The sequence below is a fragment of the Vibrio japonicus genome (assembly GCF_024582835.1).
Taxonomy (GTDB): Bacteria; Pseudomonadota; Gammaproteobacteria; order Enterobacterales; family Vibrionaceae; genus Vibrio; species Vibrio japonicus.
In genome coordinates this window covers 457010-473933 of record NZ_CP102096.1, presented here as the reverse complement: position 1 = coordinate 473933, position 16924 = coordinate 457010, and the positions used below count along the sequence as shown (strand labels likewise).

The following is a 16924-nucleotide window of genomic DNA, read 5'->3' as shown; positions in this document are numbered from 1 at the left end:
GCCGTCGTTTGACGGCATTTCAATCAAGTTGGCCGATTCTACCCAATTTCTGGGCGCTTCGCACTAGCTAATTGGTTCTCCCAATATCCTTAGCAAGGTAACCTGCTCTGAAGAGAGCTCTTCCTGTTTTGCTGCCATCACTTTCGCAAGGTAAATGCCAGCACCAGTAAAGATAGCAGAGCTAAGAATGACGAATCCTTCTCCACCACCCAGCCAGGGGGCGATCATCCACTGTCCTAACACTGCACCGATAATCAATGCAAACAACGGGATGAGATAGACAATAGCGGCCGACTGCAACAAACTTTTCTCAGGCAAACCGATTTCGACCACCTGACCTTCTTTGACGATTTTTTTGGTAACCAAATGCCAATGAAGCGACTTTTTACCGATGGCTTTGGAAACCACGCCTGTGCCGCAACTTTTTTGCGATGAACAACTGTTGCAACTGGTTTGTTGGTCACAACTCAGTTCAACTTCATAACCTTCTGCACGCGCTTTTACAGCAGACACAGTTGCTAATGCGGTCATCATGGCGTTGCACTCTCTGGAGAAATCACCACAGATTGAGCAATGCGTTTCGCAGTCGCTGGTGGTATATCGCCAATCACAGAGACTTCAAGGTCACCGTTTACTAGACTATGCAGCGTACGTCTTCCTTGCCTGATAAGCTGGCCTTTAAGCGACAAATTATCACTGTCTGCCACATAAACAGAGAAGTTAAATAAGCCATCGCTATACATCTGGCTTTCTACCATACGTTCTGTATTTGCCATACGGTAACGGTTGAGCTCTTTCGCTTCAAAGCCATTTGGAATCCAATTGACATGCCAATAAGACTCTAAGATTTGCCCTTTAGGCAGGGAAAGCACATCCGGAAGTTTGACATCATTTAATCCACTTAAGATGTCGACCACCTGATCGCTAACGCTATATGAGATAGTTCTGAACTGTTCTAGCACTTCTCCATCTCGGTCAATAAGATCGGCTCTCAGTGGTAACTTGTTCTTTTCATCGACCCAAACAACGTAGGAATAGCGGAGTCCATCTTTCGGGACTACACGTAACACCTGACATGCAGAACCTGCTTCACGCGCTCGGCCAAGCTCAATAAAGTCGTAATATTTACTCAGATAATCAACATCTGCATTTAGAAAGGGGATAATCGGAGCAACCATACTTCCTGATTCGATCGTAAAGGGATCTCTACCGGGTTCGATGTAACTGACTTCTTCACCACGACGTATGACTTCTCGGATAGGGCCACTCAAATAGACCAAGTGTTCGAGCTGCTGTTCCTCTAACACTGCATGTCTATAAAGCAAAGGCTCGATACTATTTTTCTCAATTAAGATATAAGACAGTTCAAAATTAAGACGCTGGCTTGCTCCGTTCATTTGATGCAACAAAGCCTCGGCAGCGGGTTTCTCTGCAAAGGCTGTAGGCATATTCAAACTGAGCAGTGTCAGCGCACCGATCAGAAGTTTTTTCATTCAACTACCGTTTCTGGATGTTCATTATGTCCTGCACTACTTTCACTGTTTAAACGCAGTTGTAGTTCATAATCTTGGAGCATCGCGTTAATTCTCTGCCTTTGTTCTTGAGCATTAGTTGCATTTGGGTTTTGATGAGACAAAGAATCACGAGTGAGGCTTACTGGCTCAGCACTTCCAGCAAAAGGAATGGTTTGAAGGACAGGCAGCTGATCAGCTTCTGGCGACGCTGGATCACTACCACCGTATTGCTGAACACCCAAAATAACCGCAAGAGACACACATGCTGCAACTGCAACTTGTCCAAACTGGGTCAACCAAGTTGGGAGTTGTCGGCGAGCTTGCGCTGGCGTCGGTTGTGACTCAACCTGACGTTCAAAATCAACGACTGAGCTTTGCGATCTTAATGCAGAATGAGTAGGCTCATTCTCAAGCGCTAATGCGACACTTTCAGCGATGCTCCACTCCGGTTTTTCCGGTGCATCCCCTCGCATTACATCACCAATTAAATGATAATTTTTCCAAGCCCGCTGGCTATCTTGATCGTACTCCAGCTCGCTAATTAAAGCTTTGTCGATCAACTCTCCATCCATGAGTGCTGAAAGTTTCTCTTTGTCAGCCATTATCTTCACCATAATTATTGCAGGTATTTAGCGTTGTAAAAGAGGTTGTATCCTCTTCTCAACCGCTTCACGCGCACGGAAAATACGCGAGCGTACCGTTCCGACTGGGCAATCCATTACTTCCGCAATTTCTTCATAGCTTAAGCCATCTAGCTCTCGTAAAGTCATTGCGGTTTTTAAATCATCAGGTAGTGCTTCAATTGCACTGAAAACCACTCGTTTCAATTCTTTGGACAACGTTAAGTTCTCAGGGTTCGAAATTTCTTTTAACGCACTACCAGTTTCGTAAAATTCAGCTTCTTCAGTATCCACATCTTGAGCTGGAGGCCTACGCCCCTGCGCCACGATGTGATTTTTAGCAGTATTAACCGCGATACGATACAACCAGGTGTAAAAGGCGCTTTCACCTCGGAAATTAGGAATTGCTCGATACGCTTTAATAAATGCTTCTTGTGCTACGTCAGGTACATCACCAGGGTTATTGACGTAGCGAGAGATAAGGTTACAAACCTTGTTTTGGTACCTCATTACCAATAGATTAAACGCTTGCTTATCTCCATTCTGAACTCGCTCAACTAATACTTGATCGGTCAGCTGCTCGTTCATTCGAGCGGGTACTCCTATTGTTCTTAGCTACATACCTTTTAGATATGAGCATTAATTATGCAAAATGTAGTATTGACACCACTGCCTACTTGAGCACTATTGTGACCTAGTAAAAAATATTAAGTTCAAACTTTCTTTAAGCTTAATTTTAGCAAGTAGTTGAATAAATACCTTCTAATCTAAATTGTGAGGATGTAGGTCAACAAAAGCAATGCTATTTACAAAGAATTGCATGTGCGCAAGTGCTATTATAGTGAGCTGACTCTGAAATATTCAGGGCCGTATTTGCATTGGCAAATTGATTGAGAGTGGGATAACTCTTGGTTCGAGGCACTAATTACCCTTCCGTTTTCAGGTAAGTTCTGTGCATCGAGATAATTTAACTCGGGAATTTAAAAGTTTTATGAACGCAAACCGTGAACATCAATGTGATGTGTTAGTGGTAGGCAGTGGTGCTGCAGGGTTATCACTGGCGTTACGTGTAGCAGAACATGCCAAAGTCATCGTATTGAGCAAAGGTCCTCGTAGTGAGGGGGCAACCTACTACGCTCAAGGTGGTATTGCCGCAGTGTTTGATGAGTCAGACAGTATCGAATCACATGTCCAAGATACCCTGATCGCCGGTGGCGGCATATGTGAAAAAGAAACTGTTGAGTTTATTGCTAAGAATGCGAAGAAATGTGTTCAGTGGCTAATTGATGGTGGTGTTCCATTTGACCGTGAAGAAAATGATGACGGCGAAAAGCCCCGTTATCACCTAACACGCGAAGGTGGTCACAGTCACCGCCGTATTCTTCATGCAGCCGATGCGACAGGGATGGCGATGCAAACGTCACTGCAAGATAACGCAAACAATCACCCTAACATCACTGTTTTAGAGCGCCACAACGCACTTGATCTCATCACTGAAGACAAAGTAAAAGCAGGTGGTGACAACAAGAAAGTCGTCGGTGCCTATATTTGGAACCGCAACGAAGAGCATGTTGAAACCGTACGTACCAAATTTGTTGTTTTGGCTACAGGCGGTGCTTCAAAAGTTTATCAATATACTTCGAACCCAGATGTCTCCTCTGGTGACGGTATTGCCATCGCATGGCGTGCTGGCTGTCGCGTAGCAAACCTAGAATTTAATCAATTCCACCCAACGTGTTTATTCCATCCTGAAGCCAGAAACTTCTTGCTGACAGAAGCGTTGCGCGGCGAAGGCGCTTACCTACGTCGTCCAGATGGCAGTCGCTTTATGCCTGATTTTGACGAGCGTGAAGAGTTAGCTCCACGTGACGTTGTTGCTCGCGCTATCGACTTTGAAATGAAACGTCTTGGTGCAGATTGCATGTACTTAGATATCAGTCATAAACCTGCAGACTTTATCGAAAAGCATTTCCCAACGATAAACATGCGTTTACTCGACCTTGGTATCGACATGACGAAAGAGCCGATCCCAATCGTACCTGCGGCTCACTACACGTGTGGCGGGGTCATGGTTGATTTCAACGGCCAAACGGATCTTTCCCAACTTTACGCGATTGGTGAAGTGAGTTACACCGGTCTACACGGTGCAAACCGTATGGCTTCTAACTCACTGCTCGAATGTGTGGTTTATGCGTGGGCAGCGGCTAAAGACATTATTAAGAAACTCGACAATGCTGAGCTTCCACCTAGCCTACCAGCCTGGGACGAAAGCCAAGTGAGTTGTTCAGATGAAGAGGTTGTCATTCAGCACAACTGGCACGAATTGCGCCTATTCATGTGGGATTACATGGGTATTGTTCGTACTGACAAACGCCTAGAACGTGCGTTGCGCCGGATTCAACTACTGCAACAAGAAACACACGAGTACTACAGTAACTTCCGTGTTTCCAACAACTTACTGGAGCTGCGTAATCTCCTTCAAGTGGCTGAATTAATGGTGCGATGTGCGATGGAGCGTAAAGAGAGTCGTGGCCTGCATTATACTTTGGACTATCCAGAGCTTGCGGAAGATAGCGGCCCCACCATTTTGATCCCTAAAAAACTACAATAAAAGACTAAGGGAGCTCAGTGCTCCCTTTTTAACCACACGACAAGATGGCGGTACTCTGCCTCATCGACACTATCCCGCCACAACATAAACCGCCGACCATCTTTCAGGACAAACAGTAAGCCCAATTTATCCATCAGGAAAATCACTTTTTTCACTGGGAAAGGAGTCTGTTTATATTCGTGATGCCCGGAGTGATGAAAGTCCACCTTTCCACTTAACGGTGTCACTAAAAGTCCATGTTCAGAAAATTGTCGGTAACTTAGATGAAGCAATAAAAATGTGGGAGCAAGAGGGATATCAGAATAAACAATAACAAAACAAGCCAATACGAGTAACCCGATATTGGCCTGTTGAGATAAATACGAAGGGTTCGCTACAAATCTAACGTACTTTGCTGAGGTTGTGAGCAACAATTTTATCTATCATAGACGCATGTGCTAGGTTCTCACTGCGACCATGCCCCATAATCCAAGTAAACAAATCTGGGTCATCGCATTCCAACAAAGAAACAAAGTCACGCTGCTCATTTTCTTGCAGCTCATCAAAACATTCTTCGAAAAAAGGCATGATCACTACGTCGAGCTCTAGCATTCCTCTACGACACGCCCACTTAATACGCGCTTTTTCTTCCGTGGTGTACATTCTATTCCTCACCTTACCGGTTCTTTTACCCTAAGTTTATCAAGCGAGCCTAATAACGACTACTAAGTCAGTCACACAACAGAGTAATATCAATCGAGTTAAGAGGTTGGTCTAATAATTATAGGTCAATAAACCGCCCTAAAACGCTTACAACACCAAAGGTTGTTTAGTAGGGCCATTCAGATTTAACATAGCGTTATTAAACGTAAAGCAGGTAACTATCATGGATTGGCAAAATAGATTTGCGCCCCTTTCATTATCAACGACAGATGCTCTACCTGAGCTGGCTCTGTCTCACCTTACTTCTTGGGGTGCGATTAACATGATTGGAGATGACAAAAAATCATACCTAAGCGGACAAGTGACGTGTGATGTTGTCTCGCTGAAAGAAAGTGACTCTACGCTAGGCGCACATTGTGATGCGAAAGGTAAAGTGTGGAGCGTGTTTCGCTTGTTCCATCACAACGGTGGTTACGCGATGTTCCAACCAAAATCAGCGATTGCTGTTGAATTAGCTGAGATAAAAAAATACGCCATTTTCTCAAAAGTAGATATCTCAGAAAGCGAAGACGTGGCACTGGGCGTGATTGGTAGCAAAGCGACTCTATTCGTCGACCAATTATCGGATAGTACAGAAGATGTCCGTCAGATCACTGGTGGCACAGCAATCAAAATTGATGAGCAACGCTGGTTGCTTTTGGTCAATGCAGAGAATGCAGCGCAACTGGTAGATAACTTTGAAGGCAAACTGATTGATGAATCATTATGGACTCGTTTAGATATCGAAGCTGGCCTGCCAGTATTGACGGCTCATCAACAAAATGAACACATCCCTCAAGCATTAAACGTTCAAGCGCTTGATGGCATCAGCTTTACTAAAGGCTGCTACACTGGGCAAGAAACAGTAGCTCGCGCAAAATACCGTGGTATGAACAAGCGTGCGATGTTCATCGTATCGGGCCAATCCAATAATAACCCTGAGGCCAATGCAGAGCTAGAACGCGCAGTCGGTGATAACTGGCGTGGTGCAGGTAAGCTTTTAACCAGCTATCAGTTCAGTGACAACAAAACGATCGGGTTAGTTGTGCTACCAAATAACCTAGAAAACGAGACTCAACTTCGTTTGAAAGACGCTCCGGATTCTTTGTGGAAAATCGAACCTCTGCCCTATTCACTCGAAGATGAATAACGTGTTCGAAACTAAAGTCACTCGTTACCTAACTGAGCAGCAAGTGAGCTTTCGCTTGCTGCTGCATACTACCCCCGCTGTAACAATAGAAGATGCCGCGAAGCAACGAGGCATCCGCACTAGCCAGATGGTGAAGTCGATCGTACTGAGAGATATGGGCAATCTGTATGCACTTGCATGTGCGCCCGGGGATCAATCTGTTGATCCGAAAAAAGTGCGAGCCTTACTTGAGTGTCGACGCATGACTTGTGTTGATTTGAGTTTAGTGACGGAACTCACCGGATACCAAGTCGGCACAGTCACCCCGCTTCTGCTTAAGACACCTATGTCGATCATCTTTGATCATAAGATACTTCACGAAGATGAGGTGACGATAAGTAGTGGATCGAATATGGCTGGCATCGCAATCCGCTGCGAAGATCTTATCAAGCTATGCAAGCCTATCTTTGCTGATATTTGTCGCGAATAATCCTCTCTTTTCCCAGATAGAGATCACTAATTTTCACAGCTTAGTGATCTTATGCACACTTAAAGATCAATCTGTACTAAATTATTATTCATTTATTAAGCATGTATAGTCGAAAGGGCCTTTTTACTTTATGCTGGCTTTGTTGGTCTAAGTTCCAGCAAAATGGAACAACTGCATGATGAGTAACCGATTGCTTTCATAGCGAATTGACTCATCAGTGCAAACTCCAACATAAAAGTGAATCCACTGATTGTTTCAGTACATCCACTTTTTGTGTAATGCATCTGTGACTATTCGCCCGCAATGAGCGGGCTTTTTTTTGCAAAAGTATCACATAGGCGACACTCACCTTAATAACTTCTTCGACTATTCTTAAAAATGTCATATTACTCGGGCTTAATATGCGCTGAGTTAAACAGGGTAAAGTTTCATTGGCAGAACTTAATTGTGGTGATTATCACAATTAAGTAGATATCCACCAGGAATTTTTCCCACAACAACACAGATATCTAATTAATTCAAAAATACTGCATATTCCTCCACTGCCATCACACAAATTCAGGAGGGATCTTCGTATAATATTCAGTGCTCGAAAACGATAAGGATTTTATATGAGACTGTTTAAGCGCTATACACCAGGTATGATTGCTAAACATGTAAGTCGATTATTTAAAGGAAGAATTTATATTTACGGGGTAGGTAAATTTGAGTTCGACAACGGGAAACTGATTCTCCCAGAGAAAGCAGAGAAAAGGCACTTTCAAGCAGTGAAAGAAGTGAACCAGGAAATCATGAAGCTACGATGCGCTTATGCTTAAGTTCCCGCTTATTGATAAAAAAAGGGTTGTATTCACCAACCCTTTAAAGTTTAGCCAATCGATACTTTTTGCATTTTTGCCAAGTCAGGAAGTTCTCCTTTTAGACCTAATGCGCGCTTCATGATTTCATCTTTGGCACCAGGAAGCTGGCCAACCAAGCTCATACCTAAACCACGTACCAACTTTTTAGCAGGGTTATCACCCGCAAACAGGTCTTTGAAGCCTTGCATCGCCGCGATCATTTTCGCTGCTTCCGCTTTACGCCAACGCTCATAACCACGCAGATTTCGCTTAGTGCCAATATCTTCGCCTTGATTCCACAAAACCATGATTTCTTGCGCTAGGCTTGCCGCATCGAGCAAACCCAAGTTTACTCCCTGCCCAGCTAGAGGATGTATTGTGTGGGCTGCGTCACCGACTAAGGCAACACGCTCAACGACAAAATCACGGGCGTAACGCATTTTTAGTGGGAAGGCAAAGCGTTCACCCACTACCTCACACAACCCTAAACGGGCATCAAATTCAGCCGTAAGAGATTTATTGAATTCCACCGCCGACATTGAGACCAACTTCTCGGCACGCGATGTCTCGGTAGACCAGACAATAGAGCTCATATTACTTTCTCCCAAAGGAAGAAACGCCAAAGGGCCTTGAGGTGTAAACACCTGACGTGCTGTACGTTTATGTGGTTCCACTGTCCAAACGTTCGCAACAACAGCACTGTGACCATAGTCCCAGTGTGTTAACGGAATATCTTGCTGCTTGCGTACCCATGAGTTAGCGCCATCTGCACCTACAACCAGTTTGGCCGTCAGTGCCTGACCATTGTCTAGAGATATCCATGCTTCACTCTCACCTACCGCTAAGCTCGTGCACTTTACAGGCATAAACAGAGTGACATTAGTTTGCTTTCTCACTTGCTCTAACAACGCAAGTTGGATCACTCGGTTTTCAACAATATGTCCAAGGTCAGGTTGCGCGAGCTTCTGAGCATCAAATTCTATACGAGCAAAACTGTCTTGCTCCCAGACTTCCATTGCCGCGTATGGCGCACAGCGACGATGACTGATCCCTTGCCACGCTCCCAGATTGCGTAATATGTTCTCGCTGGAACGGCTCAAAGCGGACACTCGGACATCAGGGAGTTCAGACAGATCCTCTTTAGGTTCTTGGCTTTCTATAACAGCGATACGCAGGTCTGTATCTTTAAATGCAGCGGCTAGAGCAAGTCCAACCATACCACCGCCAACAATGGCAATATCTACGCTTTGCATCATCTAATTTGTTTCCTTATATGAACTGCTATCGTGTAACGAGGCCCAATGTTCTGGCAAGAAGCGGAGCTTTTAAAACCGACAAGTTATCCATCGCGGCCAAGCCAAGGTTGCGACCTATACGCATTGTTAGGTAATCATTTGAAAAGATATGAACAAGCGAAGAGGTCAAAGAGATCGTCGCTTCTCGGTCACGCTCTCGACGATTTTTAAATTGGCTTAATACCTGATACGTCCCCGGATCGTGTGCTGAAGCAGCAATCTCTTCTGCCAACGTAGCGACATCACGAATACCCAAATTGAACCCCTGCCCTGCAATTGGGTGAAGTGTTTGAGCGGCGTTGCCAACAATGGCAAAACGGTGGGAAATATTCTGTCGTCGATAGCGCAGTAGCAGCGGATAACTCGCACGTTGGCCAACTTGTGCCATCGCTCCAACTCGCCAACCAAACGCATCCTGAAGTGTTTGTAGGAAAGCTTCATCGTTGAGTGACATGACAGAGTCGGCTTCGCTTGGTTTCAAGCACCATACAAGAGACATGCGCCCTTCACTCATTGGTAAAAGCGCAATAGGACCAGACTCAGTAAAACGCTCAAACGCCATTCCCTTTGGTGCGGCCTGTACCTTTACGTTTGCGATCAAAGCAACTTGTTCAAAGTCATGCTCAACCAGCTCTAAACCAACCTTTTCACAGCAGGTAGAAATCGCGCCATCTGCAGCAACCAATAGCTTACTGCAAATACTCTCACCACTACTTAAAGTAACGGTTACATCATTTTGAGAACGTTCTACCGCTGCCACTGACTCAGGACACAACAATTCGATGTGATCGTCATTTTCCACTCTCGAATGATAAATCCTACCCACATCCGCCAGTTCCACGACATACCCTAGAGCCTCAACGCCGACTTCTTCTGTGGTGATATCCGTCATACCCGCATGTGAACGATCAGAGACATGGATATGCTTGATAGGCGTCGCAACCTCTGCAATATCATCCCAAAGTGCCAATGTTTTAAGGGTGTTCACAGTACCGTAAGAAAGAGCGATAGAGCGAGAATCAAAGCCTGGATGTGCTTGGTGGTCTGCCTTGAAGGGTTCAACCACAGCAATTGAAAGAGGCTTATCAGACAGTTTATTGATGGCCAGCGCCAGCGTCATTCCCGCCATCGCACCACCAGCAATCACAACATCAAACTGCTTCATGAGATTACCTGATTAGTGAATAGTTGGAGCCTTGTTTTCTGCAGGTTTACGGCCAAATTCTGCATGGATAGTTAACACGCAAGCTTTAACATGTTCAATAACTTGCTCAAGTAGCTGAGCTTGCTCTTCCATGTCATCATCTTCATCAATACCCAGTTTAGAAATCTCTTCTAAATCCGCTAAGGCTTCTTTGACTTCAGCAGAGGCTTTTTTCAGATCAGCATTGACTAGGCCAAGACCAGAAATAAAGTGATTAACCCAATCAGCCAGTCCATCTGCCATATCAAACAGACTTGCGCTTGCTTCTTCGTCAGGTAAAAGCATAGAGATTTCCATGCCTGAGCCTGTCAACTCGCTGATCGTTGCGTCCAGCGTTTTTTCGGCAAGTTTAAGTACTTGCATCGGCCAGCCCATTCCATCATTCGTGTAATCAAACACCATTGGCTGCCAACTTTTGTCTGTTAAGTGTAAACCGCCACTTAACATTCCAGTCAGAAGGCCATGCAGTTCTGAAGGGGTTACGGCAATACCGGCTGATTGCAGCTCGCTAGCTAGTGTAAGGTAATCAGGAAGTTGGGATTCACTCATGCAGAGACCTAAAAATTTACAAATAAAGCCAATCGTACCATTTACCAAAGAATGCGGAAACGAGCGATTCAGCAATTATGGGTAGCTTTTACACAAATTGTCCAATTACTGTGTTATTACCGCAGACTTGACTGCGAAAGGCTTGAATCTTAACAGGGCTTTTTCTATAGTTTCCTCCTCGGTGACAAACTGCAGAGTCACCTCTAATAACGCGTACAGAGTCGATATGAGTAGTCAAGCGGTTGAAGTAGAAATTTTAGGTAAGGTAACACGTGTAAACTGCCCAGCAGGACAAGAAGAGTCTTTGCTGAGAGCGGCCGATCGCTTGAATGACAGCCTAAAAGATATGGCCACTAAGACCAAAATCACTAACGAAGTTCAATTGCTGATGTTTGTCGCACTTAACTTTTGTCATGAGCTAGAGAGCCGTGATATGGTAAAGGAAGAGCAACAACACGCGTTAACTGAGCGAATGGAAGAGCTCACGGCCTCACTAGGTGATGCCTTAAGTAAAGTAAAGCCAGGACAGCAATAACCTTTACAGCCAAAACAAGAATTTACCCTGGAGTGTTCGTGAGGGGATTACGTCCCTGAGCCGATAAGCAATACCTAAGGGTTAGTACTTGATAGCTATTGAGCAGGCTCGGCTTGTACCGAGAAGCCTACGGTTATCTCTGCTGATCCGCCTTGAACCAGCTGGTTCAAGGGTCAATAATCTCCAACGGCACTCTGGGGTATTCCCTCGATACCCTACTATCAATGGGTATATTTTATGGTTCTCTCCCGTCAAGATTTTCGTAAACAAATCCGTTTTAAACGTAACCAGTTACATAGTGACGTTCAGTTTCAAGCAAGCATGGATCTTGTCAGTCAATGTGCACAATTGACTGAGTTTCAAAACGCTAAGCATGTTGCTTTATACCTTTCAGCGGATGGCGAGTTAATCACCACGCCGCTCATCGAATGGCTGTGGCGTCAGGGTAAGAAAACCTACTTGCCTGTTATCCATCCTTTTTCGCAAGGGCATCTGCTGTTTCTCCACTACGATCAAAACACACCTATGGTGTTTAACCGCTACTACATTGCGGAGCCTAAACTGGATCAGACTCAGATCATCCCAGCTCAGCAGCTCGACATTATCTGTACTCCGCTAGTAGGGTTTGATTCCACAGGTCATCGCCTAGGTATGGGCGGTGGTTACTACGATCGCACGCTAGAGCCTTGGTTTAAGACTGGTCATGGGCCAAAACCTATCGGGCTGGCACATGACTGCCAACATGTCGATAAATTGCCGATTGAATCTTGGGATATACCATTACCTAAAATAGTGACACCAAGCCAGATCTGGGATTGGGAATAAGTCAGGATTGATCATATAATCGCGCCGCAAACGTTAATATTACCGCATTTAGGAGATGGGCATGACTCAAGATGAGATGAAGAAAGAAGCTGGCTGGGCAGCACTAAAGTATGTCGAAAAAGACAGCATTGTCGGTGTCGGTACAGGCTCGACGGTCAATCACTTCATCGATGCTCTAGGCACTATCAAAGACGACATTAAAGGTGCGGTTTCAAGTTCAGAAGCCTCCACTGAAAAACTGAAAGGTCTTGGTATTGAGGTTTTCGACTGCAACGAAGTGGCTAAATTAGATGTGTATGTCGATGGCGCAGATGAAATCAATGCAGCTCGCGAAATGATCAAAGGTGGCGGTGCTGCTTTGACACGTGAAAAAATCGTTGCGGCAATCTCTGACAAGTTCATTTGTATCGTAGACGACACCAAAGCGGTTGATGTATTGGGAGAATTCCCACTACCTGTAGAAGTGATTCCAATGGCTCGTTCTTACGTAGCACGTGAATTGGTGAAACTGGGTGGTGATCCTGCTTACCGTGAAGGCGTAGTCACTGATAACGGCAATGTCATCCTAGATGTGTACGGCCTAAAAATCACTGACCCGAAAGATCTTGAAAACAAAATCAATGCACTTGCTGGCGTGGTAACCGTTGGTCTATTTGCACATCGCGGTGCAGATGTCGTGATCACAGGCACTCCTGAAGGCGCAAAAATTGAAGAATAATTGGTCAGAATCCAATTAATTCATTATAAATGGCACCCATCGGTGCCATTTTCTTTCTCCCCTATAAAAATTATTGCTTATTACGTAATTTTCTTACCCAAACTGTCTTTTTTTTGTTAACTTAGATTTCAGAAGACGCCTAGGAAAACGTTTGCGTCATATGTGAACGTACGAAAACGTTATCCATTTACAATGTGCGCCAGTTAAGCCCCAATTTCCCATTTTAAGGATGAAGATAATGGCCAGAGTTTCGCTGGAAAAAGACAAAATTAAGATCCTCCTTCTAGAAGGTCTACACCCTTCTTCTGTCGAGGTATTACAAGCCGCAGGTTACACCAATATCGAATACCACAAAGGCTCCTTACCGGAAGAAGAACTGATTGAAGCGGTAAAAGATGCGCATTTTATTGGCATTCGCTCACGTACTAACTTGTCCCAAGAAGTCATCAATGCGGCCGAAAAGTTAGTCGCCATCGGATGTTTTTGTATCGGTACTAACCAAGTTGACCTTAAGGCTGCAGCAAACCGCGGTATTCCTGTCTTCAACGCACCGTTCTCGAATACTCGTAGTGTCGCTGAATTAGTACTTGGTCAGGTTCTTCTATTGCTTCGTGGCATTCCTGAGAAAAACGCACTAGCGCACCGTGGTATTTGGAAGAAGAGTGCTGACAACTCATACGAAGCTCGTGGTAAACGTTTAGGTATTATCGGTTACGGCCACATTGGTACCCAGCTTGGTATCATCGCTGAAAACTTGGGTATGCGTGTTTACTTCTACGATATCGAGAACAAACTATCGCTTGGTAATGCGACGCAAGTTCACACCATGACAGAGCTGCTGAACAAGTGTGATGTGATTTCCCTTCACGTACCAGAAACACCTGAGACTAAAGACATGATGGGCGCAGAAGAGTTTGCTCGTATGAAGCCTGGTTCAATCTTTATCAACGCTGCACGCGGTACTGTGGTGGATATCGAAGCACTTTGTCACTCATTAGAGTCTGGTCATATCGCTGGTGCGGCAATCGACGTATTCCCGGTTGAGCCAAAAACCAATGCGGACCCATTTGAATCCCCACTGACTAAATTCGACAACGTGATCCTGACACCACACGTAGGTGGTTCAACTCAGGAAGCGCAAGAAAACATCGGTGTGGAAGTAGCTGGCAAACTGGCTAAGTACTCAGACAACGGTTCAACGCTATCAAGCGTTAACTTCCCTGAAGTATCTCTACCAGAACATCGTGATTGCTCTCGTCTACTGCATATCCACAAAAACCGTCCTGGTGTTCTAACCCAAATCAACACCATCTTCGCAGAAGAAGGGATCAACATTGCGGGTCAGTATCTACAGACCAACGCTGAGATCGGTTATGTGGTTATTGATGTTGAAGCTGATCGCTCTGAAGAAGCGCTTGAGAAGCTTAAAAACATCGAAGGTACGGTACGCGCGCGTATTCTCCACTAAGAACATCACCAAGATCAAAAAACCCATCGTAGCGATGGGTTTTTTATTTCTTTGTGTTTATGAAAAACGACGATTAAGGTTTCAGGGCGCGTTCGCCGCGTGCAATACCTACCACACCGCTTCGTGCCACCTCAATGACTTCCGTCACTTCAGATATCGCTTGAATAAAGGCATCCAATTTTTCACTGGTTCCCGCGAGTTGAACCGTATATAGCGACGCAGTGACATCCACGATTTGCCCGCGGAAAATGTCGGCGGTGCGTTTTACTTCAGCGCGAGCAAAGCCACTGGCTTTTACCTTCACCATCATCAGTTCACGCTCGATATGCTCATATTCAGTGACTTCTTGCACCTTAAGAATATCGATTAACTTGTTAAGTTGTTTCTGAATCTGCTCCAACTGCATATTGTCTGAAATCGTTGTCAGATTCAGACGAGACAAGGTAGCATCATCGGTTGGTGAAACCGTAAGCGACTCAATGTTGTAGCCACGTTGAGAGAAAAGACCCACAACTCGAGACAACGCACCCGGCTGGTTTTCCATTAATAGCGAAATAATGTGTCTCATATTAGGTTCTCTCCGTCTTGCTTAGCCACATCTTGTCCATACCCCCACCTTTAATTTGCATTGGGTATACGTGCTCTGTTTCGTCTACATTGATATCTACGAACACCAAACGGTCCTTCATATCTAAAGCTTTTTGAAGACCCGACTCTAGTTGATCTGGGGTCTCAATTCGGATACCTACGTGACCATAAGCTTCTGCGATTGCAGCAAAATCAGGAACTGAACTCATGTATGAGTTGGAGTGACGACCTTGGTAAATCATGTCTTGCCACTGTTTTACCATGCCTAGGAAACGGTTATTCAAGTTGATGATCTTAACCGGAATATCATATTGCATCGCAGTAGAGAGTTCCTGAATGTTCATCTGAATACTGCCGTCACCCGTAATGACAACCACCTCTTCATCCGGTTTAGCGAATTTCACGCCCATGCCCGCTGGCAAACCAAAGCCCATCGTACCCAGACCACCGGAGTTAATCCAACGGCGAGGCTTATTGAATGGGTAATAAAGTGCCGCAAACATTTGGTGCTGGCCCACATCCGATGCGACGTAAGCATCACCGTTGGTAAGCCTATGTAACGTTTCTATAACTTGTTGAGGTTTGATGCGCTCTGGAGACGTTTCGTAAGACAGACACTGACGGTCACGCCAAACTTGAATGTCTTGCCACCAGCTCTCTAACGCTTCTGTATCGTTTATCGCACCTTGCTCTTCAAGTAGCGTTACCATGCTCTCTAGCACTTTTTCTGCCGAACCCACAATAGGCAGATCCGCTTTAACGTTCTTAGAGATCGAGGAGGGATCAATATCGATATGCATGACTTTCGCATCAGGACAGTACTTTTCTAAGTTATTGGTTGTACGATCATCAAAACGAACACCGACACCAAAAATAAGATCAGCGTGATGCATCGCCATATTTGCTTCGTAAGTACCATGCATGCCGAGCATGCCGAGCGAGTTTTTGTGTGTTCCAGGGAATGCACCAAGACCCATTAAAGTACTGACAACAGGAAGATTCAGAGCTTCAGCAAGCTTTAACAAATATTCGTCTGCTTGAGAGATAACCGCACCACCACCTACATAAAGTACAGGCTTCTTCGCTTCAAGTAGCGCTTTCAGACCTTTCTTGATCTGGCCTTTGTGACCGGTTGTAGTTGGTTTGTAAGAACGCATCGAAATACTTTCTGGGTATTCGTATGGCAGTTTGATCTCCGGATTCATGACATCTTTAGGCAGGTCAATCACAACGGGACCAGGTCGGCCAGTCGTCGCAATGTAGAAAGCTTTCTTTACCGTTTCTGGAATATCTTCTGCTTTCTTAACCAAGAAGCTGTGTTTCACTATAGGGCGAGAAACCCCCACAATATCACACTCTTGGAAAGCATCATTACCGATAAGGCTGTTAGGCACATTGCCGGAAATAACAATCATCGGAATGGAATCCATATACGCGGTGGCAATACCTGTAATGGTATTGGTCGCGCCAGGACCAGAACAGACAAGCACCACACCCGGTTTGCCTGTCGAACGCGCATAGCCGTCAGCCATATGTGTTGCGGCTTGCTCGTGTCGAACAAGAACGTGTTTAATGCTTTCTGTTTTTGCGTGTAGCGCATCATAGATGTCTAAAACGGAACCGCCTGGGTATCCGAAGATTTGCTCAACGTCTTCTTCGATCAGAGATTGCACAACCATCTCTGCTCCGGACAACATCGCTGCCATATTTTTCTCCTTACCAGTGTGCCAATTCGTAAGGTCAACTCATTGGTCTGGTTTTACATAGTCTAGGGCTTATTCGTAGCCTAATTCGAAATATTTCCAGTTTCGGCTATGTCTTACTTTGTCGTAGCAAAAAGTAAGTTACAAAACCAATG

Annotated in this window: 19 protein-coding genes and 1 other RNA gene; 9 read left to right on the top strand and 11 right to left on the bottom strand. The window is 45.0% G+C overall.

From position 1 onward, the window contains the following. Nucleotides 1–63: 63 nt before the first annotated feature. The 4 genes from NP165_RS02345 to rpoE are packed head-to-tail and all read right to left on the bottom strand — an operon-like array spanning nucleotide 64 to nucleotide 2722. Nucleotides 64–534 (bottom strand): SoxR reducing system RseC family protein, encoded by a 471-nt coding sequence (locus tag NP165_RS02345; RefSeq protein ID WP_257084736.1) that lies wholly within the window; start codon nucleotides 532–534, stop codon nucleotides 64–66. Beyond that, the gene (gene rseB, locus NP165_RS02340) at nucleotides 531–1493 is read right to left on the bottom strand and encodes a sigma-E factor regulatory protein RseB (RefSeq protein WP_257084735.1); all 963 of its coding nucleotides are present in this window, start codon (nucleotides 1491–1493) and stop codon (nucleotides 531–533) included. Before rseB ends, NP165_RS02345 begins: the two co-directional genes overlap by 4 nt. Further along, nucleotides 1490–2116: an RseA family anti-sigma factor gene (locus NP165_RS02335; RefSeq protein ID WP_257084734.1), complete on the bottom strand. Its 627-nt coding sequence runs from the start codon at nucleotides 2114–2116 to the stop codon at nucleotides 1490–1492. Before NP165_RS02335 ends, rseB begins: the two co-directional genes overlap by 4 nt. Before the next feature lie 27 nt (nucleotides 2117–2143). Beyond that, on the bottom strand, nucleotides 2144–2722 hold the full coding sequence (gene rpoE / locus NP165_RS02330; RefSeq protein ID WP_257084733.1) for an RNA polymerase sigma factor RpoE: 579 nt from the start codon (nucleotides 2720–2722) through the stop codon (nucleotides 2144–2146). 403 nt (nucleotides 2723–3125) lie between these two features. Between rpoE and nadB the strand changes: the two genes are divergently transcribed. Further along, nucleotides 3126–4745, top strand: a complete 1620-nt coding sequence (gene nadB / locus NP165_RS02325) for an L-aspartate oxidase (protein ID WP_257084732.1) — start codon at nucleotides 3126–3128, stop codon at nucleotides 4743–4745. Between the two features lie 14 nt (nucleotides 4746–4759). On the opposite strand, the gene NP165_RS20040 is transcribed toward nadB, so the two are convergent. Both NP165_RS20040 and NP165_RS02320 read right to left on the bottom strand, forming a co-directional pair. After that, a complete protein-coding gene (locus NP165_RS20040; protein WP_503169887.1) occupies nucleotides 4760–5155 on the bottom strand; it encodes a protein YgfX in 396 nt (131 codons plus the stop codon). Beyond that, nucleotides 5127–5387, bottom strand: coding sequence for an FAD assembly factor SdhE (locus tag NP165_RS02320; RefSeq protein ID WP_257084731.1), 261 nt, complete (start codon nucleotides 5385–5387; stop codon nucleotides 5127–5129). Before NP165_RS02320 ends, NP165_RS20040 begins: the two co-directional genes overlap by 29 nt. Nucleotides 5388–5610: 223 nt before the next feature. Between NP165_RS02320 and ygfZ the strand changes: the two genes are divergently transcribed. The 3 genes from ygfZ to NP165_RS02305 all read left to right on the top strand — a co-directional run bounded on the left by ygfZ (nucleotide 5611) and on the right by NP165_RS02305 (nucleotide 7863). Next, entirely contained in the window at nucleotides 5611–6576 is a 966-nt protein-coding gene (gene ygfZ / locus NP165_RS02315; protein ID WP_257084730.1) for a tRNA-modifying protein YgfZ, read from the top strand. After that, nucleotides 6569–7045, top strand: a complete 477-nt coding sequence (locus tag NP165_RS02310) for an aminoacyl-tRNA deacylase (RefSeq protein WP_257084729.1) — start codon at nucleotides 6569–6571, stop codon at nucleotides 7043–7045. Before ygfZ ends, NP165_RS02310 begins: the two co-directional genes overlap by 8 nt. A 611-nt stretch (nucleotides 7046–7656) precedes the next feature. Then, entirely contained in the window at nucleotides 7657–7863 is a 207-nt protein-coding gene (locus NP165_RS02305) for a DUF1107 domain-containing protein (RefSeq protein ID WP_257084728.1), read from the top strand. 50 nt (nucleotides 7864–7913) lie between these two features. Here the strand turns inward: NP165_RS02305 and NP165_RS02300 are convergent, their stop codons facing one another. The 3 genes from NP165_RS02300 to NP165_RS02290 are packed head-to-tail and all read right to left on the bottom strand — an operon-like array spanning nucleotide 7914 to nucleotide 10932. Then, entirely contained in the window at nucleotides 7914–9140 is a 1227-nt protein-coding gene (locus tag NP165_RS02300; protein WP_257084727.1) for an FAD-dependent 2-octaprenylphenol hydroxylase, read from the bottom strand. A gap of 25 nt (nucleotides 9141–9165) precedes the next feature. Next, nucleotides 9166–10344, bottom strand: coding sequence for a 2-octaprenyl-6-methoxyphenyl hydroxylase (ubiH, locus tag NP165_RS02295; RefSeq protein WP_257084726.1), 1179 nt, complete (start codon nucleotides 10342–10344; stop codon nucleotides 9166–9168). A 12-nt stretch (nucleotides 10345–10356) separates the two neighbouring features. Continuing rightward, a complete protein-coding gene (locus NP165_RS02290; protein ID WP_257084725.1) occupies nucleotides 10357–10932 on the bottom strand; it encodes a YecA/YgfB family protein in 576 nt (191 codons plus the stop codon). Between the two features lie 226 nt (nucleotides 10933–11158). Between NP165_RS02290 and NP165_RS02285 the strand changes: the two genes are divergently transcribed. The 5 genes from NP165_RS02285 (at nucleotide 11159) to serA (ending at nucleotide 14478) form a co-directional block, all read left to right on the top strand. Then, nucleotides 11159–11467 carry a cell division protein ZapA gene (locus NP165_RS02285; protein ID WP_257084724.1) on the top strand — a complete coding sequence of 103 codons (309 nt, stop codon included), beginning with the start codon at nucleotides 11159–11161 and terminating at the stop codon, nucleotides 11465–11467. Between the two features lie 21 nt (nucleotides 11468–11488). After that, nucleotides 11489–11672, top strand: a non-coding RNA gene (gene ssrS / locus NP165_RS02280) — 6S RNA. Between the two features lie 32 nt (nucleotides 11673–11704). Further along, nucleotides 11705–12292, top strand: a complete 588-nt coding sequence (locus NP165_RS02275) for a 5-formyltetrahydrofolate cyclo-ligase (RefSeq protein WP_257084723.1) — start codon at nucleotides 11705–11707, stop codon at nucleotides 12290–12292. 61 nt (nucleotides 12293–12353) lie between these two features. Next, nucleotides 12354–13010 carry a ribose-5-phosphate isomerase RpiA gene (rpiA, locus tag NP165_RS02270; protein WP_257084722.1) on the top strand — a complete coding sequence of 219 codons (657 nt, stop codon included), beginning with the start codon at nucleotides 12354–12356 and terminating at the stop codon, nucleotides 13008–13010. A gap of 238 nt (nucleotides 13011–13248) precedes the next feature. Continuing rightward, the gene (serA, locus tag NP165_RS02265; RefSeq protein WP_257084721.1) at nucleotides 13249–14478 is read left to right on the top strand and encodes a phosphoglycerate dehydrogenase; all 1230 of its coding nucleotides are present in this window, start codon (nucleotides 13249–13251) and stop codon (nucleotides 14476–14478) included. Between the two features lie 73 nt (nucleotides 14479–14551). Here the strand turns inward: serA and ilvN are convergent, their stop codons facing one another. Beyond that, entirely contained in the window at nucleotides 14552–15046 is a 495-nt protein-coding gene (ilvN, locus tag NP165_RS02260; protein ID WP_257084720.1) for an acetolactate synthase small subunit, read from the bottom strand. A gap of 1 nt (nucleotide 15047) precedes the next feature. After that, the gene (locus tag NP165_RS02255; RefSeq protein ID WP_257084719.1) at nucleotides 15048–16772 is read right to left on the bottom strand and encodes an acetolactate synthase 3 large subunit; all 1725 of its coding nucleotides are present in this window, start codon (nucleotides 16770–16772) and stop codon (nucleotides 15048–15050) included. Nucleotides 16773–16924 lie beyond the last annotated feature (152 nt).

Bases quoted from the DNA above. Each gene is read 5' to 3' on its own strand.
- NP165_RS02345 (WP_257084736.1), bottom strand. From the start codon at position 534: ATGATGACCGCATTAGCAACTGTGTCTGCTGTAAAAGCGCGTGCAGAA.
- rseB (WP_257084735.1), bottom strand. From the start codon at position 1,493: ATGAAAAAACTTCTGATCGGTGCGCTGACACTGCTCAGTTTGAATATG.
- NP165_RS02335 (WP_257084734.1), bottom strand. From the start codon at position 2,116: ATGGCTGACAAAGAGAAACTTTCAGCACTCATGGATGGAGAGTTGATC.
- rpoE (WP_257084733.1), bottom strand. From the start codon at position 2,722: ATGAACGAGCAGCTGACCGATCAAGTATTAGTTGAGCGAGTTCAGAAT.
- nadB (WP_257084732.1), top strand. From the start codon at position 3,126: ATGAACGCAAACCGTGAACATCAATGTGATGTGTTAGTGGTAGGCAGT.
- NP165_RS02320 (WP_257084731.1), bottom strand. From the start codon at position 5,387: ATGTACACCACGGAAGAAAAAGCGCGTATTAAGTGGGCGTGTCGTAGA.
- ygfZ (WP_257084730.1), top strand. From the start codon at position 5,611: ATGGATTGGCAAAATAGATTTGCGCCCCTTTCATTATCAACGACAGAT.
- NP165_RS02310 (WP_257084729.1), top strand. From the start codon at position 6,569: ATGAATAACGTGTTCGAAACTAAAGTCACTCGTTACCTAACTGAGCAG.
- NP165_RS02305 (WP_257084728.1), top strand. From the start codon at position 7,657: ATGAGACTGTTTAAGCGCTATACACCAGGTATGATTGCTAAACATGTA.
- NP165_RS02300 (WP_257084727.1), bottom strand. From the start codon at position 9,140: ATGATGCAAAGCGTAGATATTGCCATTGTTGGCGGTGGTATGGTTGGA.
- ubiH (WP_257084726.1), bottom strand. From the start codon at position 10,344: ATGAAGCAGTTTGATGTTGTGATTGCTGGTGGTGCGATGGCGGGAATG.
- NP165_RS02290 (WP_257084725.1), bottom strand. From the start codon at position 10,932: ATGAGTGAATCCCAACTTCCTGATTACCTTACACTAGCTAGCGAGCTG.
- NP165_RS02285 (WP_257084724.1), top strand. From the start codon at position 11,159: ATGAGTAGTCAAGCGGTTGAAGTAGAAATTTTAGGTAAGGTAACACGT.
- NP165_RS02275 (WP_257084723.1), top strand. From the start codon at position 11,705: ATGGTTCTCTCCCGTCAAGATTTTCGTAAACAAATCCGTTTTAAACGT.
- rpiA (WP_257084722.1), top strand. From the start codon at position 12,354: ATGACTCAAGATGAGATGAAGAAAGAAGCTGGCTGGGCAGCACTAAAG.
- serA (WP_257084721.1), top strand. From the start codon at position 13,249: ATGGCCAGAGTTTCGCTGGAAAAAGACAAAATTAAGATCCTCCTTCTA.
- ilvN (WP_257084720.1), bottom strand. From the start codon at position 15,046: ATGAGACACATTATTTCGCTATTAATGGAAAACCAGCCGGGTGCGTTG.
- NP165_RS02255 (WP_257084719.1), bottom strand. From the start codon at position 16,772: ATGGCAGCGATGTTGTCCGGAGCAGAGATGGTTGTGCAATCTCTGATC.